General features: G+C 71.7%; 12 protein-coding genes and 1 pseudogene. 4 read left to right on the top strand and 9 right to left on the bottom strand.

All coding sequences use genetic code 11. The annotated features are described in order from the left end of the window. Nucleotides 1–51 precede the first annotated feature (51 nt). On the bottom strand, nt 52–1,878 hold the full coding sequence (locus ACQEVS_RS16720; protein ID WP_433021220.1) for an acyl-CoA dehydrogenase: 1,827 nt from the start codon (nt 1,876–1,878) through the stop codon (nt 52–54). Between the two features lie 142 nt (nt 1,879–2,020). Here ACQEVS_RS16720 and ACQEVS_RS16715 point away from each other — a divergent pair, with 142 nt between their 5' ends. Then, nucleotides 2,021–2,473 carry an SseB family protein gene (locus tag ACQEVS_RS16715; protein WP_185940286.1) on the top strand — a complete coding sequence of 151 codons (453 nt, stop codon included), beginning with the start codon at nt 2,021–2,023 and terminating at the stop codon, nt 2,471–2,473. Nucleotides 2,474–2,548: 75 nt separating this feature from the next. On the opposite strand, the gene ACQEVS_RS16710 is transcribed toward ACQEVS_RS16715, so the two are convergent. Together ACQEVS_RS16710 and ACQEVS_RS16705 are read right to left on the bottom strand one after the other, a co-directional pair. Next, entirely contained in the window at nt 2,549–2,686 is a 138-nt protein-coding gene (locus ACQEVS_RS16710; protein WP_433021218.1) for a hypothetical protein, read from the bottom strand. Between the two features lie 5 nt (nt 2,687–2,691). Further along, nucleotides 2,692–3,522 carry a trypsin-like serine peptidase gene (locus tag ACQEVS_RS16705; RefSeq protein WP_433021216.1) on the bottom strand — a complete coding sequence of 277 codons (831 nt, stop codon included), beginning with the start codon at nt 3,520–3,522 and terminating at the stop codon, nt 2,692–2,694. A gap of 110 nt (nt 3,523–3,632) precedes the next feature. Here ACQEVS_RS16705 and ACQEVS_RS16700 point away from each other — a divergent pair, with 110 nt between their 5' ends. Then, nucleotides 3,633–4,580, top strand: a complete 948-nt coding sequence (locus ACQEVS_RS16700) for a pirin family protein (protein WP_433021214.1) — start codon at nt 3,633–3,635, stop codon at nt 4,578–4,580. Nucleotides 4,581–4,850: 270 nt separating this feature from the next. Here the strand turns inward: ACQEVS_RS16700 and ACQEVS_RS16695 are convergent. Further along, nucleotides 4,851–6,994: pseudogene (locus ACQEVS_RS16695) on the bottom strand (ATP-binding SpoIIE family protein phosphatase). A gap of 151 nt (nt 6,995–7,145) precedes the next feature. On the opposite strand from ACQEVS_RS16695, the gene aspS reads away from it, so the two are divergent. After that, nucleotides 7,146–8,912 carry an aspartate--tRNA ligase gene (gene aspS / locus ACQEVS_RS16690; protein ID WP_433021212.1) on the top strand — a complete coding sequence of 589 codons (1,767 nt, stop codon included), beginning with the start codon at nt 7,146–7,148 and terminating at the stop codon, nt 8,910–8,912. Nucleotides 8,913–9,062: 150 nt separating this feature from the next. On the opposite strand, the gene ACQEVS_RS16685 is transcribed toward aspS, so the two are convergent. The 5 genes from ACQEVS_RS16685 to ACQEVS_RS16665 all read right to left on the bottom strand — a co-directional run bounded on the left by ACQEVS_RS16685 (nt 9,063) and on the right by ACQEVS_RS16665 (nt 14,806). Then, nucleotides 9,063–9,437: a DNA-binding response regulator gene (locus ACQEVS_RS16685; protein ID WP_433021210.1), complete on the bottom strand. Its 375-nt coding sequence runs from the start codon at nt 9,435–9,437 to the stop codon at nt 9,063–9,065. A gap of 162 nt (nt 9,438–9,599) precedes the next feature. Continuing rightward, nucleotides 9,600–11,318 (bottom strand): methionine--tRNA ligase, encoded by a 1,719-nt coding sequence (gene metG, locus ACQEVS_RS16680; protein ID WP_433021208.1) that lies wholly within the window; start codon nt 11,316–11,318, stop codon nt 9,600–9,602. A gap of 174 nt (nt 11,319–11,492) precedes the next feature. After that, on the bottom strand, nt 11,493–11,792 hold the full coding sequence (locus ACQEVS_RS16675; protein WP_433021206.1) for a hypothetical protein: 300 nt from the start codon (nt 11,790–11,792) through the stop codon (nt 11,493–11,495). A gap of 253 nt (nt 11,793–12,045) precedes the next feature. Beyond that, nucleotides 12,046–13,263, bottom strand: coding sequence for a VWA domain-containing protein (locus ACQEVS_RS16670; protein WP_433021204.1), 1,218 nt, complete (start codon nt 13,261–13,263; stop codon nt 12,046–12,048). 175 nt (nt 13,264–13,438) lie between these two features. Continuing rightward, nucleotides 13,439–14,806 carry a carotenoid oxygenase family protein gene (locus tag ACQEVS_RS16665; RefSeq protein WP_433021202.1) on the bottom strand — a complete coding sequence of 456 codons (1,368 nt, stop codon included), beginning with the start codon at nt 14,804–14,806 and terminating at the stop codon, nt 13,439–13,441. Between the two features lie 304 nt (nt 14,807–15,110). Between ACQEVS_RS16665 and ACQEVS_RS16660 the strand changes: the two genes are divergently transcribed. Next, nucleotides 15,111–16,481: an alpha/beta hydrolase gene (locus ACQEVS_RS16660; protein WP_433021200.1), complete on the top strand. Its 1,371-nt coding sequence runs from the start codon at nt 15,111–15,113 to the stop codon at nt 16,479–16,481. Nucleotides 16,482–16,507: the final 26 nt, after the last annotated feature.

The raw sequence follows: 16,507 nt of genomic DNA, 5'->3' as shown, positions 1-16,507 counted from the left end.
GAGGCCCGCTCCGGCGCGGAGCGGGCCTCGTGCGTCGAGAAGCGGGGGCTGTCAGAAGGCGGCCTCGTCCAGCTCCATCAGCGACTGGTCGACGTTCTCGGCGAGGGTGCGCTCGACCGAGACGGCGGGCAGGACGTTCGCGGCGAAGAACTTCGCGGCGGCGATCTTGCCGGTGTAGAACGCCTTGTCCCTGGCGGAGGCGGACGCCAGCTTCTCGGCCGCCACGGCCGCGCCGCGGAGGAGGAGGTAGCCGACGACGACGTCACCGGAGGCCATCAGCAGGCGGGTGGTGTTGAGGCCGACCTTGTAGATGGACTTGACGTCCTTCTCGGTGGCGGCGAGGTCGGTCAGCATGGCGCCGACGATGGCCTCCAGCTCCCCGGCGGCCTTGGCGAGCTGCTCGCGGGCGGCGGCCAGCTCCTCGCCGCCGGCGGCCTCGGCGAGGAACTTCTTGATCTCCTCGGAGAGGGTGGTCAGCGCCTGGCCCTGGTCGCGGACGATCTTCCGGAAGAAGAAGTCCTGGCCCTGGATGGCGGTGGTGCCCTCGTAGAGGGTGTCGATCTTGGCGTCGCGGATGTACTGCTCGATCGGGTACTCCTGGAGGTACCCGGAGCCGCCGAACGTCTGGAGCGACTGCGCCAGCTGCTCGTACGACTTCTCGGAGCCGTAGCCCTTGACGATCGGCAGCAGCAGGTCGTTGAGGCCGTTCAGCGCCTTGGTGTCCTCGCCCGCGGCCTCCTTGACCAGGATCTCGTCCTGGACGGCGGCCGTGTAGAGGACGAGGGCGCGCATGCCCTCCGCGTACGCCTTCTGCGTCATCAGCGAGCGGCGGACGTCCGGGTGGTGCGTGATGGTGACCTTGGGGGCCGTCTTGTCCATGAAGTTGGCCAGGTCGGGGCCCTGCACGCGCTCCTTGGCGTACTCCAGCGCGTTCAGGTAACCGGTCGAGAGGGTGGCGATGGCCTTCGTGCCGACCATCATCCGCGCGAACTCGATGATCATGAACATCTGGCGGATGCCGTCGTGCTTCTCGCCGATGAGCCAGCCCTTGGCGGGGTGCTTGTCGCCGAAGGTCATCTCGCAGGTGTTGGACGCCTTGAGGCCCATCTTGTGCTCGACGTTGGTGGCGTAGACGCCGTTGCGGGCGCCCAGCTCACCGGTCTCGAAGTCGAACTCGTACTTGGGCACGAGGAAGAGCGACAGGCCCTTGGTGCCCGGACCGGCGCCCTCGGGGCGGGCCAGCACGTAGTGGAGGATGTTGTCGGCCATGTCGTGCTCACCCGACGTGATGAACCGCTTCACGCCGGTGATGTGCCAGGAGCCGTCCTCCTGCTGCACGGCCTTGGTGCGGCCGGCGCCCACGTCCGAACCGGCGTCCGGCTCGGTGAGGACCATGGTCGAGCCCCACTGCTTCTCGACCGCGATCTTCGCGATGTGCTTCTGCTGCTCGGTGCCCTCCGCGAACAGCACACCGGCGAAGGCCGGGCCCGAGGAATACATCCACACGGCCGGGTTGGCGCCGAGGATCGTCTCCGCGAAGCCCCACAGGAGGCTGCGCGGCGCGACCGTGCCGCCGATCTCCTCCGGGATGCCCAGGCGCCACCACTCGGCGTCCATGTACGCCTGGTAGCTCTTCTTGAAGGTGTCCGGGATCGGCGCGGTGTTGGTCTCGGGGTCGAAGACCGGCGGGTTCCGGTCGGTGTCGGCGTAGGAGGCGGCCAGCTCGTTCTCCGAGAGGCGGGCGATCTCCGACAGGATGTCCTTGGCGGTCTCGACGTCCATCTCCGCGAACGGGCCGGTGCCGTACAGCTTGTCGCGGCCGAGCACCTCGAAGAGGTTGAACTCGATGTCGCGGAGATTCGACTTGTAGTGGCCCATGACAACGGCTCCGTAAGGGGTGACGGGAGGGCGTTCCTCGTGCTTACCGAGTGCGTACCGATCGGTAATCTGCATGATGCTACCCACCGGTAATAAGAAGCAACCCCTGTTGGGCCAACTGTGACTGGTTACGCTTTGGCCCATGTACGGCTACGACCAGAACGTGGGACAACAGGGCTACGCGCCGCCGCAGCAGCCCGGCGGCTACGGCGAGCAGCCGCTCTACCCCGAGCCGTCCCCGCCGTCGCTCGCCGACGCGGTACGGGCCTTCACCACCGGCTCGATGTCCGCCGAGGACTTCCAGGTGATCTTCGCCAACTCCAAGGTCTACTGCCCCCGCGGCGAGAACCCCGGCTTCCTCGCCCTGCACAACACCCAGCACCCGGTGATCCCGATGTTCACCTCCCTGAAGGAGCTGCGGCGCTACGCGGGCAAGGAGTCGAAGTACTTCGTGATCACGGGGGCGGAGGTGATCGATCTGCTGCCGACGGGGTACGGGTTCGTGCTCGACATGGAGGGGGACCACCGGATGGTGTTCGACGCGAAGGCGGTCGAGCAGATGGTGGACTTCGCGATGCGGCGGATGTACGGCTGAGGGTGGGCGCCCCGGGGACCTCCCCGGGAAACGGCGAAATGGGGGTGCCCCCTCGGGGGAGGGTCCGGGGCACCCTCACCCGGCGGTCGCCCGCCGGTACAGCCGCTCCACCGCGTCCCCGAAGTACGAGCTGTACGACACCTCGTCGTCCCCACCCTCGTCCTTCCCGCCCAGGACCCCCACCACGGTCCCCAGCCCCGACCCGGGGTCCACATCCGTCAGCAGCGGACTCCCGCTCGTCCCCCGGGCAGCCCCGCACAGTCGAACCGCAGCTGTGAAGCGCTCTCCCGCCGCACCACGCTCTGGCAGGCCAGCGGCCGTTCGCCGTCCCCCGGGTAGCCGAGGACCCGGGCCGGGCGGTCCACCGCCGGGTGGAAGGCGATGCGTTCGGCGCCCGTGACGTCCTCCACCCGCGCGTCCGTGCCGGCCTGGCGCACCCGCAGGAACGCGACGTCGTGGTCCTCGTCCCGGTCGGACATCCACTCGGGGTCGACGTCGATCGAGGTGGGGACCCAGACGCCGTAGGGGGCCTCGCCGTCGTGGTAGCCGGGGGCGAAGGCGATGTCGGTGCGGAAGCCGTCGGTGTGGACGCAGTGCGCGGCGGTGACCAGCAGGTTCCCCTTCGGGCTGTGGACGACGCTCGCGGTGCAGCCGTGGCCGGGCCGGTCCTGGTCGGTGTAGAAGAGGGGGCCGATGGCGGGCGAGGGGTCCTGAGGGGCGGCCTCCAGGGGCTCGGAGGGCGGGAGGGGGTCCGTACGCGCCCCCCGGTCCGTTCCCCGGTCGGCCGACCGTGCCGCGGCCCGTCCCGGCCCACCGGGCTCGATCCGTACCGCCGAGGCCATGGCGTCCGCGGCCGCGTCCCCAGCGGCCTCCGGCTCCGCGTAGTGCCCCGAGGACGCGCCGGAGGCCAGCGGCCCGTCGGTGGCCGCGCCGCGGGTCGCCGCCAGGACGCCCAGCAGGGCCAGGGCCAGCACGGTGGCGAAGAGGACGGTGTACCCGGCCTTGCCGGGGCCGGGCCGCGGTCCGGGCCGGGCGGATCTGGCGCGCATTGATCAAGTGTCCCAGGAGACCGGCGGGGAACACCCACTCCTTGCGGGTTGTTCAGTCTTCAACTAAATTGGAGGCGACCCGGGGGACGGAGCGTCCGAAGGAGGGCGACATGCCTGCTGTAACTGCGGAGAACCCGCTGACCCTGCCGCGCGTGACGGCACCCGTGGGCCCGGCGGCCCGCCCGGTGCTGGCGGTGTCCACCGCGCCCGCCGGGTTCGAGGGCGAGGGCTTCCCGGTCCGCCGGGCCTTCGCCGGGATCGACTACCGGCACCTCGACCCGTTCATCATGATGGACCAGATGGGTGAGGTGGACTACGCGGCCGGGGAGCCGAAGGGCACCCCCTGGCACCCGCACCGCGGCTTCGAGACCGTCACGTACATCATCGACGGCACCTTCGTGCACCAGGACTCGCACGGGGGCGGCGGCGTGATCACCGACGGCGACACCCAGTGGATGACCGCCGGCTCCGGGCTGCTGCACATCGAGACACCGCCCGAGGAACTGGTGGTCTCCGGTGGGCTGTTCCACGGCCTCCAGCTGTGGGTCAACCTGCCCCGCAAGGACAAGATGATCGCGCCCAAGTACCAGGACATCCGCGGCGGCAACGTCAAGCTGCTCGCCTCGGAGGACGGCGGCGCGCTGGTCCGGCTGATCGCCGGGGACGTCGCGGGCCACGCAGGCCCGGGCGCCACGCACACCCCGATAACGATGATCCACGCCTCGCTCAGCCCGGGCGCCCGCCTGGTGCTGCCCTGGCGGCCCGACTTCAACGCGCTGGCCTACGGACTGGCCGGGCACGGCACGGCCGGCACCGAGCGGCGGCCGTTCCGCAGCGGGCAGGCGGTGGTCTTCGGAGCCGGGGACGCGCTCGTGGTTCAGGCCGGGGACGTCCAGGACTCCCGCGGCGAGCGGTTCGAGGTGGTGCTGCTCGGCGGGCTGCCGCTGCGCGAGCCGATGATGCACTACGGCCCGTTCGTCATGAACACCCACGCGGAACTCGCCCAGGCCTTCGACGACTTCAAGGCCGGGCGGCTGGGGACGATCCCGGCGGCCTGAGGCCGCCTTCCCGGGACGCGGCCGCCACTCCCGCCGGTGAACCGGTCCATTCATCCGGTGAATCACTCCAACGAGTGAAGGCGGTCGGTGTTCCCCTCACCCGGCGCGGGGGAAGAAATCGGGCCCGCCCCTCCCGCGCGGACCCGGCCCCTCCGGGCCCACCCGGAGGGGCGCCCAAGACGCGGTGGGGGCTCACCCGGTTCAGGGGGTGAGCCCCCACCGCCCCACGCTCCACCGCCCCACGCTCCACCGCCGCACACCCCCGACGCGTCAGGTGATCGCCGCCAGCTCGTCCGGCGACGGCCGCCCCGCCTCGTACAGCTCGAACCAGATGTTCTTGCCCTCGCCCCGCGGGTCCACCCCCAGGCCCCGGCGAGCAGTTCCATCAGCACCAGCCCGCGCCCCGACGAGGCCATCTCGCCGGGGTGGCGCCGGTGCGGCAGCTCGTCGCTGGTGTCCGCGACGTCCACGCGCACCCGCCGGTGCCCGCGCTTCCCGGACACGGACGCCCTCAGCACCGCGTCCCCGTCCGTGTGCACCAGCACGTTGGTGAGCATCTCGGAGACCATGAGCACCGCCGAGTCGGTCTGGTCGGCGTCCGGCCAGTCGTGCATCAGGTCCCGCACCTGCTGCCGGGCCTCCGCGATGCGCTCCGGCTCGGCCTGGGCGATGCTCATCACCGTCCGCCGCGACGGCGGCTCCGCGGCCCGCGCGGCGGCGCGGGCGGGCGCCTCGCGGCGGAGCAGGAGCAGCGCGATGTCGTCCTCCCGCCGGTCCACCAGCGGACCGGTCGTGTAGTGCGAGGACGGTCCGTGGACGGCCTGGACGAGGGCGTCCGCGAGCGTCTCCAGGAACTCCGGGTCGCCTTCCGCCCGCTCGCCCTCGATCACCTCCCGCAGCCGGGACCAGCCGGTCTCCAGGTCGTGCCCGCCGGTCTCGATCAGGCCGTCGGTGCAGACCAGCATCGTCTCGCCGGGCTCCAGGAGCAGCCGGGTGGTGGGGTAGTCGGTGTCGGGGTCGATGCCCAGCGGCAGGCCGCCCGCGGTGGCGCGGACGAGCATCGTGCCGTCGCCCATCCGGATCGCCGGGTCCGGGTGGCCGGCCCGGGCGATGACCAGCAGCCCGGTCGCCGGGTCCACCTCGATGTAGAGGCAGGTGGCGAAGCGCGGGTCCTGGGGGACGCCGTCGTCGACGCCGGACAGGCCGCTCTCGTTGATGCCGGCCAGGAAGCGGGAGGCGCGGGAGAGGACGGCGTCCGGGTGGTGCCCCTCCGAGGCGTAGGCGCGCAGCGCGATGCGGAGCTGGCCCATCAGCCCGGCGGCCCGTACGTCGTGCCCCTGGACGTCCCCGATGACCAGCGCGAGCCGGCCGGAGGGCAGCGGGATCATGTCGTACCAGTCGCCGCCCACCTCCAGGCCGCCGCCGGTCGGCACGTAGCGGGCGGCCACGGTCATCCCGGGGATGTCCGGCTGGACGGTCGGCATCATCGAGCGCTGGAGGCCGACGGAGAGCTCCTTCTCCGACTCGTGGACGCTCGCCCGGCTCAGCGCCTGCGCCAGCATCCGGGCGACCGTGGTGAGCACCGACCGCTCGTCCGGGGTGAAGGCCACCGGCACGCTGAAGCCGGCCATCCAGGCGCCGATCGTCTGCCCGGCGTTGATCAGCGGCAGGAAGGCCCAGGACCGCCGGCCGAACCCGGCCACCAGCGGCCAGACCTTCGGGAAGCGGCGGGCGTAGTCCTCGGGGGAGGGGATGTAGATGGCCCGGCCGGTGCGGACGACCTCGGGCGCCGGGTGGTTGCCGTCCAGCGGTATCTCCAGGAACGCCGCGACGTCCTCCAGCGCGTAGCCGTGGTGGCCGATCAGCGTCACCCGGCCGCCGTCGGTGCCGAAGACCGCCAGCGCCGACGGCTCGAAGCCCGGCATCGACAGTCCCGCCGCCACCCGCAGCACCTCGGCCGTGGACCGGGCCTCGGCCAGCGCCCGGCCCGCGTCCAGCAGGAACGCCTCCCGGTTGCGGCGCCAGTCGCCGGTGACGGTGGTCCGGGCGGGCGAGGTGCCGGGGTGCGGTTCCGGGACCTCCTCCAGGGTGCCGACGAGCGTCTGGGCGCCGCCGTGGGCGGGCTGCCGGGTGCGGGCGCGGACCGTCCGGCGTACCCGGCCCTCCTCGTCCACCACCCGGATGCGGGCCTCGGCGAGCGCGTCCTCCGAGACGGCGACGCTGAGCACGCCCTGGAACTCCACCCAGTCCACCGCGTGGAACCGGGCGCGCGCGGCCGACTCCGGCAGCTCCGTCCGTTCGGCGGGCAGCCCCAGCAGCCGGGCCGCCTCGGCGTCGAAGGTGACGCGTCCCGTGGCCCGGTCCCAGTGCCACAGGCCGGTCGCGACGGCGGCCAGCACATCCTCGGTGCGCATTGCCCCACTTTATGTGGGTTCGCTCGGTGCAGACCACCGATGGCGGGTGGGGCAGTACCCTTGCTCAGTGCTGTATGCACGCTAACCCAGTGCGGCGAGCCAGTGCAGCGCGCCCCTCGAACCACGCCTTCGACCACGACTTGGATGAACGATGCATCGTTACCGGTCCCACACCTGCGGCGAGCTCCGTGCGGCTGACGTCGACACCGACGTGCGGCTGAGTGGCTGGCTGCACAATCGGCGCGACCTGGGCGGCATCCTCTTCATCGATCTCCGTGACCACCACGGTCTCGTGCAGCTCGTCGCCCGCCCCGGCACCCCCGCCAACGAGGCGCTGGGCCGGCTCACCAAGGAGACCGTCGTCCGCATCGACGGACGCGTGATGAGCCGCGGCGCCGAGAACGTCAACCCCGAGCTGCCCACCGGCGAGATCGAGGTCGAGGTCACCGAGGTCGAGGTGCTGGGCGCCGCCGAGCCGCTGCCCTTCACGATCAACACCGAGGACGGCGTCAACGAGGAGCGCCGCCTGGAGTACCGCTTCCTCGACCTGCGCCGCGAGCGCATGCACCGCAACATCATGCTGCGCGGCGCCGTCATCCGCGCCATCCGCGAGAAGATGACCGCGCAGGGCTTCAACGAGCTCGCCACCCCGATCCTGTCGGCCACCTCCCCCGAGGGCGCGCGCGACTTCCTGGTGCCGTCCCGGCTGCACGCCGGCAAGTTCTACGCCCTGCCGCAGGCGCCGCAGCAGTTCAAGCAGCTGCTGATGATCGCGGGCTTCGACCGCTACTTCCAGATCGCGCCCTGCTTCCGCGACGAGGACGCCCGCGCCGACCGCTCGCCGGGCGAGTTCTACCAGCTCGACATGGAGATGTCCTTCGTCGAGCAGGAGGACGTCTTCCAGGTGATCGAGAAGGTCATGACCGAGCTCTTCGAGGAGTTCGGCAACGGCCGCCACGTCACCTCGCCGTTCCCGCGCATCCCGTTCCGCGAGGCGATGCTCAAGTACGGCTCCGACAAGCCGGACCTGCGCGCCAAGCTGGAACTGGTGGACATCTCCGACGTCTTCGAGGGCTCGGAGTTCAAGGCGTTCGCCGGCAAGCACGTGCGCGCCCTCGCGGTGCCGTCCGTGCAGGACCAGCCGCGCAAGTTCTTCGACGGCCTGGGCGAGTTCGCCGTCGAGCAGGGCGCCAAGGGCCTGGCCTGGGTCCGCGTCGGCGAGGACGGGACGCTGTCCGGCCCGATCGCCAAGTTCCTCACCGAGGAGAACGTCAAGGTCCTCACCGAGCGGCTCGGCCTGGCCGCCGGCCACGCCGTCTTCTTCGGCGCGGGCGAGTTCGACGAGGTCTCCAAGATCATGGGCGCGGTCCGCGTCGAGGCCGCCAAGCGCGCCGGCCAGTTCGAGGAGAACGTCTTCCGGTTCTGCTGGATCGTCGACTTCCCGATGTTCGAGAAGGACGAGGAGACCGGGAAGATCGAGTTCTCCCACAACCCGTTCTCCATGCCCCAGGGCGGCCTCGAGGCCCTGGAGACGATGGACCCGCTGGACATCCTCGCCTGGCAGTACGACATCGTCTGCAACGGCGTCGAGCTCTCCTCCGGCGCCATCCGGAACCACGAGCCCGAGGTCATGTACAAGGCGTTCGGGATCGCCGGCTACTCGCAGGAGGAGGTCGAGCGCGAGTTCGGCGGCATGCTCCGCGCGTTCAAGTTCGGCGCCCCGCCGCACGGCGGCATCGCCCCGGGCGTCGACCGCATCGTGATGCTGCTGGCCGACGAGCCCAACATCCGCGAGACCATCGCCTTCCCGCTCAACGGCAACGCCCAGGACCTGCTGATGGGCGCCCCGAGCGAGGTCGACGAGTCCCGGCTGAAGGAGCTGCACCTTTCGCTGCGCAAGCCGCCGACGGTGAAGTAACCGCGAGAGCCGTACGACGAGGGGCCCGGCGCCGATGTGCCGGGCCCTTCCGCGTCGTCCTTCCGGTACCGGCGCTCCGGTGGCCGGGGCGTCCCGGATGTTCCGAGTGGCCGGGGCGGCCCCCACCCCCGTGGGGAGCCGACGGCCGGCTCATACCAGCACACCCAGATCCGGCAGCGGTTCGCGCGGACAGCAGCCGGCCGCCGCGTGCACCGCCCGGCCCAGCCGCCGCGGGGTGACCCGGTGCATCGGGAGGACGGTCCGCGCGCCGTACTCCCACACGGCCATCAGCTCCGCGTCGCCGAGCCCGTCGGCCACCACCAGCAGCGGCGCCCAGCTGCCGGCGCCGCGCCGGCGCAGCTCGCCCGCGGCGTCGCGGTCGTGCCGCCCGAGCAGCAGGATCTGCACCGCCGCGCCGTTCCTCACCACCCGGATGCCGGGCAGGGTCCGCAGGCCGCGGACGAGTCGGGCGCGGCCCACCTCGTCGGTGGCGTGCACGCTCACGGTGATTCGGTCATCCAACACTGGTCCGGTCTTCCTTCGGTCTCCCCCACGGCCAACACCTCACAGCCTGGCGTGCCCCGCTCAACGAACGATTGCCGAACGATCAACGCGTACCGAGCGGATACGGCGCAGGGCCCGGAACCTGGGGTTCCGGGCCCTGCGCGTAAGGGTTCGAGGAGCGCGTCAGGCCGCCTCGTCGCCCCCGCCGAAGCGCTCGCGGTAGGACTCCAGGTCCTCCTCCGTGATCTTCGCGAAGAGCACCGGCGGCACGGTGAACGGCGTACCGGCCGGGACGGACGACAGCGAGCGGGCCTCGTCCTGCGTCACCCAGGTCCGCTCGTCCGCGCCGAGCGCGAACGCCGACCGCATCGCGGCGGCCGTCGCCGGGATGAACGGCTCGGAGACCACCGAGTACAGGTGGATCAGGTTCATCGCCGTGCGCAGCGTCAGCGCCGCCGCGTCCGGGTCGGTCTTGATCTCCAGCCAGGGCGCCTTGGTCTCCAGGTAGGAGTTGCCCGCGCTCCACAGGGCGCGCAGCGCCTGCGCCGCCTTGCGGAACTGCATCTCCTCCATGTGGCCCTCGTACTCGGCGAGCAGCCGCGCGACCTCCCGGCCCAGCTCCGTCTCGGCCGCGCCCGCCTCGCTGCCGGCCGGCACCTCGTCGCCGAACCGCTTGCGGGAGAAGGACAGGACGCGGTTGACGAAGTTGCCCAGCACGTCGGCCAGGTCCTTGTTGACCGTCGCGGAGAACAGCTCCCAGCTGAACGAGGTGTCGTCCGACTCGGGGGCGTTGGCCATCATGAAGTAGCGCCAGTAGTCGGCCGGCAGGATCTCCAGCGCGTCGTGCGTGAAGACACCGCGCCGCTGCGAGGTGGAGAACTTGCCGCCGTAGTAGTTCAGCCAGTTGAAGGCCTTGACGTAGTCGACCCGCTTCCACGGCTCACGGGTGCCGATCTCCGTCGCCGGGAACATCACCGTGTGGAACGGGACGTTGTCCTTGCCCATGAACTGCGTGTAGCGGACGTCCGACGCCTCGTACCACCACGACTTCCAGTCGCGCTCCGCCGGCAGCTCGTCGGCCCACTCCTTGGTGGCGCCGATGTACTCGACCGGGGCGTCGAACCAGACGTAGAAGACCTTGCCCTCGGCCGCCAGCTCCGGCCAGGTGTCGGCCGGGACCGGAACACCCCAGTCCAGGTCGCGGGTGATGGCCCGGTCGTGCAGGCCCTCGGTCAGCCACTTGCGGGCGATCGACGAGGCGAGGACCGGCCAGTCCTTGCCCTGCTCGTCGATCCACGCCTCCACCTCGCCCTGGAGCTTGGACTGCAGCAGGAACAGGTGCTTGGTCTCCCGCACCTCCAGGTCGCTGCTGCCGCTGATCGCCGAACGGGCGTCGATCAGGTCCGTGGGGTCCAGCACGCGCGTGCAGTTCTCGCACTGGTCGCCGCGCGCCTTGTCGTAGCCGCAGTGCGGGCAGGTGCCCACGATGTAGCGGTCGGGCAGGAAGCGCTCGTCGGCCAGCGAGTACACCTGGCGGATCGCGCGCTCCTCGATGAACCCGTTCTTCTGCAGCTGCCGCGCGAAGTGCTGGGTGATCTCACGGTTCTGCGCGGACGAGCTGCGGCCGAAGTAGTCGAAGGAGAGGCCGAAGCCGTCGTAGATCGCCTTCTGCGCCTCGTGCTGCTGGGCGCAGTACGCGTCCACCGGCAGGTCGGCCTCCTTCGCGGCCAGTTCGGCCGGGGTGCCGTGCTCGTCGGTGGCGCAGATGTAGAGCGTCTCGCGGCCGGTCTGGCGCAGGTAGCGCGCGTACACGTCCGCCGGGAGCATGGACCCCACCATGTTGCCCAGGTGCTTGATCCCGTTGATGTACGGAAGGGCGCTGGTGATGAGGTGTCGAGCCATGCCGGCTGCTCCCTGGTCGGTGCTCGGGTACGGAGCCTGTGACCCTGTGTCCACAGGCTCCTTTAGCGTATCCGAGTACCAGGCGGCGGCAGCGCGGCGTTCATGACGGCCCGGTGCCGGGCTCGCGGGCGGGCCGCCGCGGCCGGGTCACGGGGCCGGAGGCGCCGCACGGGCTCACCGACTCCAGCCGCGCTCCCCGGCGTTGCCGCCCGCTTCCGCCCCTCCACCGGTCCGGCCTCCGGTCCGCTCGGGGGACCGCCCGCCGCTCGCCGTACCGGCCTGGGGCTGGGCCGGAACCTGAGCCTCCGCCTCGGCGTCGGACGGGAACCGGATGGCCGACGGCGGGCAGGACCACTCGATCCCGCCGCGCGGCGGCCGTAGCTGAACGTAACCGGCGTGGGTGTCCATGACCTGCCCGAGCCGGCCGGTGCGGGTGTCGACGACGTAGCTGCCGAGGGGGAATTCATCGTTCACACCCCTACGATGCCCACTTCAGCGGCTTCTGATCAGCGAGAGGCGGAGTACGGAGGGTGATCTGTGCGGGCGCCGTGCTTACGCGGTGCGTTCGGTGAGGCGGTTACTCTCCGTCGCCCCAATTGCCGGATTCCCCGGCTCCGGGGGCCGTCCCCGTCCGGCTGGGACGGCTCCCGGGTGGCCTGACCAAGGGCCGAGGGGCCGAGGGGCCAAGGGGCCAGGGATCAGGGCGGCAGGCGCGCCGGGACAGGGGTCAGCCGGTGCGCTGCCGGATGACCCGGGCCCCGCGGGCCTCCTCCAGCCAGGCGGGGAACCCGGCCGTCAGCTCCTCGTAGAGCAGCTCGTCGGAGAGGCCCTTGGGGTCGCGGCCCGCGTGGAAGAAGCCCGCGTTGTCCACCGCGCGGCGCTCCGGCACGGGCAGCGCGTCCAGCTTGCGCAGGAAGTCGAAGCCCTTGCCCTCGGGGTCGCCGAAGGCCACGAACTGCCAGTAGATCGGCAGCTTCGCGGCCTCGCAGAGCGCCTTCTCGGCGGCGGACTTGCTGTAGGGGCCACCATCCGTCTGGAAGACGACGAACGCCGGGTCGGTGGCCCCGGACTTCTTGTAGTGCTTGATCACTTCCCGCATGGCGAGGTGGTAGTTGGTGCGGCCCATGTGGCCGAGGGAGGAATGGAGTTCCTCGATGCGGCCCGTGTAGTCGGTGAGGTCGAGCTCGGCCACGCCGTCGACCTCGGTGGAGAAGAAGACGACGGGAACGACCCCGTCGTCGTCGAGGTGCGCCGAGAGGCCGAGCACCTGCTCGGCGAGGCGCTGGACGCTGCCGTCCTTGTAGTACTCGCGCATCGAGCCGGAGCGGTCGAGGACGAGGTAGACGGCGGCCCGCTGTCCGGCGAGGCCGCGTTTGCGCAGCGAGACGCCCGCCGACTTGTAGAGGCTGACCAGGCCGGGGGCGGAGCTCTTGACCTTCTCCAGGCTGATGGCGGAACCGCGCCCGCCGCCGGCGGGGGACGCGGTGGGCGGCGCGGCGGGGCCCGGGACGGCCCCCGGGGCGGCCTCCGGGACGGCCGGTGCGACCGGTGCCGCCACGGCCGCCGGGGACGCGGCCGCCGCCGCCATCGCAGGCGACGGCTCCGGCTCGGGGCCCGGCGCCGGCTCGGGCACCGGGTTGGGGTCCGGGGTGGGGACGGGCTCCGGCTGCGGTACGGGTTTGGGCTCGGGCATCGGCGTCGGGGCGGGCTCCGGGTCCGGCACCGGGTCGGGGCGCGGGCCCGGGGTGGGCGGCCCGGGGACGGGGTGCAGCGGACCGGGGTCGGGGATCCGGTCGGTGGTGGCCTGGGCGGGGACGGACGCCGGGGCGGCGGCCGTGTCCGCCGTAGGGGCGGGGGCGGTGCTCTGCTGGGGGAGGCCGGGCCTTCCGTCGTCACCCGGCTTCGACCGGCCGAACGCGTTCCGCAGCAGGCTGCGAATTCCCATGAGGAGAAATCCTTACCTTTGTCTGGAATGTACCTACTGTGCGACTCCGGTAAGGCTAGCTCTAACGCCTCGTCAGTAACGTGCTCCTCGCTGGTCCCGTTCGCACCGGGTCCGGGGCCAGGGCTGGTCCCGTTCGCGCCGGGCCCGGTCCAGCCACCGGAGCGCTGCCCTTCGTCTACCCCGGATCCGGGATCCAATCGCCGTGCGCCCCGACCGGTACCCGCACCGGCAGGTGCACCCGGGCGACCGGTCCCGCCGCCAAGTCCCGGGCCGCCAGCACCAGGAGATCGGTGGCCCCGCGCTCCGGGTCGAAGGCGTAGGCCAACACCCACCCGTCGTCCTCCGCCGCCCCGGGCGCCGCCGGTACGAACACGCCCTCGCCGACGTCGCCGCCCGGCGGCACCGGGTACTCGTCGCAGGTCCCGCGCTCCAGGTCGTACTTGAGCAGCCCGACGCCGAACCCGGCCCGGTCCTCGCCCAGCGGCTCGCGCACCGCGTACCCGTAACGGTGCTCCCGGGTCGGCCGGCGCGGGTCGATGCGCGGGAACTCCACCGCGCGGTCGTCCAGCCGGAGCCGCCGGACGGTCCGCGCGGCCGGGTCCACGGTCCAGCGCTCCAGATGGGCGGGCTGCTTGTCCAGGCCCTTGCGGGTACCGTCGAACAGCCGCTCGTAGCGGGCCAGATGGACGGTGATCAGCCCGTCCCGCTCATAGGCGTTCATGGCGTGGTAGACGAAGCACGGCTCCAGCTCCAGCCAGCGCACGTCCCGGGCGCTCCCCTCCCGGGGCAGCACCCCGAGCCGCGCCGGGCGGTCGGGGTCCCAGCCGAAGGCGGCCACCGAGAGGCCGGGGCCGAGGGTGAAGGCGACCGGCAGGTCGTAGAGCAGCACGTGGTGCTCGGTGAGCGAGAAGTCGTGCATCATCGGCCGGCCCGTCACCGGCACCTCGACGTGCCGGCGGATCCGGCCGTCCGTCCCGGCGACCAGGTACTGCACGTACGGCCAGGCCGGGCAGTAGGCGACGGCGTGCAGTTCGCCGGTGGCCGGGTCGAGGACGGTGTGCGCGGCCAGCCCGCCGGGCAGCGTCCCGTGGAAGTCGAACGGGCCCACCGTGTCCAGCTCGGAGTCCAGCTCGTAGGGGAGCGCCCCGCCCTCGACCAGGGTCAGCAGGTGCCCGGCGAACCGGCGGACGTGGGTGTTGGGCGCGAAGTCCACCAGGTGCCGGGGCCCGTGCAGCACCTTCTCGCCCAGCCGCCGGGCCACCGCGTCGGAGCGCACCCAGCGGTTGCGGTACCAGGCGGCCCGCCCGTCCCGCAGCCGGACGCCGTGCACCATGCCCTCCCCGGCGGACCAGTGGTGGGCGGCCGGATCGTCCACCTGGAGCGGGTTCGGCCCGTTGCGCAGGTAGCGGCCGCGCAGCGCGTCCGGCAGCCGGCCGGTCACCGGGAGGTCGAGGGCCGTGATCTCCTCGCGCACCGGCTCGAACAAGCCACTGAGCCAGGGGTTCGCCCCCGAGGTGACCGCCCTGGCGGCGTCGTTCGGCATGCCCTCCACCTCCACCGGTGTCCCGGCCCGCCCCCGCGGAACCTTTCTCCACCATCCGGCGGAAGGCCGCGTTCGGCCAGACCGCGCCAGGTGTTCGGGGCCTTCCGGGCGTCCCTTCCGCTACGGGAACCCCCGGGGAGGCCGGGGGCCCGAACCGGAAACGGGCAGGAAACGAGCAGGGAAGGGCCGGGGAAGAAACAGGAGGCAGGGCAACCCTGTCGGCCCTTTCTCGCCTCTTATCCGATGAACCGGCGGAACCGAACGTGAGTACCCACGGAAACCGGAGGCAGGGAGTGAGAACCGCATGGGCCTGACCAGCAGGTCGCTGATGTACACGGTGGCGTTCGCCGCCGTGTTGTGTGTGGCTCTCATGGTGTGGATCTGGCCGCGGCTCTCCGGGCGGGGAGTGCTGCCGGTGTTCGGCCGGCTCGGCGCCATCCTGCTGACGCAGTTGTCGATCATGGCCGCCGTGCTGCTGGTGGTCAATTCCAGCGTCGGCTTCTTCGGCACCTGGAACCAGCTGCTCGGCCGCGTCGACAAGGCCCCCGTCAACGTGACGCAGATGAACAGCGGGACCGGCCCCCGCGCCTCGGTCAGCGAGACCAAGGACGGCCTGATCCAGCCCACCGGCGGCGAAAGGGTCGAGAAGTTCGCCGGGTACCCCAAGGGACCCGAGGACAAGGTGGGCGCCGTCCGCTCGGTGCGCGTCATCGGCAAGCGGACCCTGGCCGTCAACTCCGCGTACGTCTACCTGCCGCCCGAGTACTTCCAGAAGCAGTACGAGCGCGCCCACTTCCCCGTCATGGTCGTCGTCAGCGGCTACCCGGGCGGCCGGGTCAGCCTCGCCCGCAACCTCCAGGTGCCGCTGAACGCGGCCCGCCTCCTGGAGGAGAAGAAGATGGCCCCCACGGTCATCGTGATGATCAGCCCGACGATCGCGCAGCCCCGCGACACCGAGTGCGTCGACGTGCCGGACGGCCCGCAGGCCGAGACCTTCCTGACCAAGGACCTCCCCGACGCGCTGCGCAGCACCTACCGGGTCGGCCAGGACGCCACCGCCTGGGGGATCATGGGCTACTCCACCGGCGGCACCTGCGCCCTCCAGCTCGCCATGCGTGCCCCTGACGTCTACCCGGTGGCCGCCTCCCTCTCCGGAGACCTCTCGGTCAAGAACGACATCGCCACCGGCGACCTCTTCGGCGGCGGCGAGAAGGGCAAGCAGCGCAAGCGCGAGCACGACCTGATGTGGCGCCTCCGCAACCTCCCGACCCCGCCCGTCTCCCTGCTCCTCGCGACCAGCCGCAAGGGCGAGAAGAACTTCCACGACACCGAGGAGTTCCTGCGCCTGGCCGCCGAGAAGAAGCTCCGCACCGCGACGATCGTCCTGCCCGAGGGGAGCCACCAGTTCTCCACCTGGCGCCGGGAGATCGGGCCGGTGATGGAGTGGATGAGCAAGGAGCTCACGTTCCCGCAGGACACGGAGGGCGGGAAGAAGCCGGACGAGGAGAAGAAGCAGGAGGAGGAGAAGCGGAAGCGGGAGGAGGCGGCGGCGGACCGGAAGCGGCAGGAGGGCGACGGCAAGGACGACGGCAAGGACGCCGAGGCGGACGAGGGGAAGGCCGACGGAGACGCAGCCCCGAAGCGGCAGGGCGACGACGAGGGCGAGCGGGGCTGACGCCCTCGCCACCGCCACGGCGCACT

The sequence above is a fragment of the Streptomyces sp. CA-181903 genome (genome assembly GCF_050937075.1).
Classification (GTDB): Bacteria; Actinomycetota; Actinomycetes; order Streptomycetales; family Streptomycetaceae; genus Streptomyces.
The sequence above is the reverse complement of the archived record's forward strand: the minus strand, read 5'-3'. Positions and strand labels throughout refer to the sequence as shown.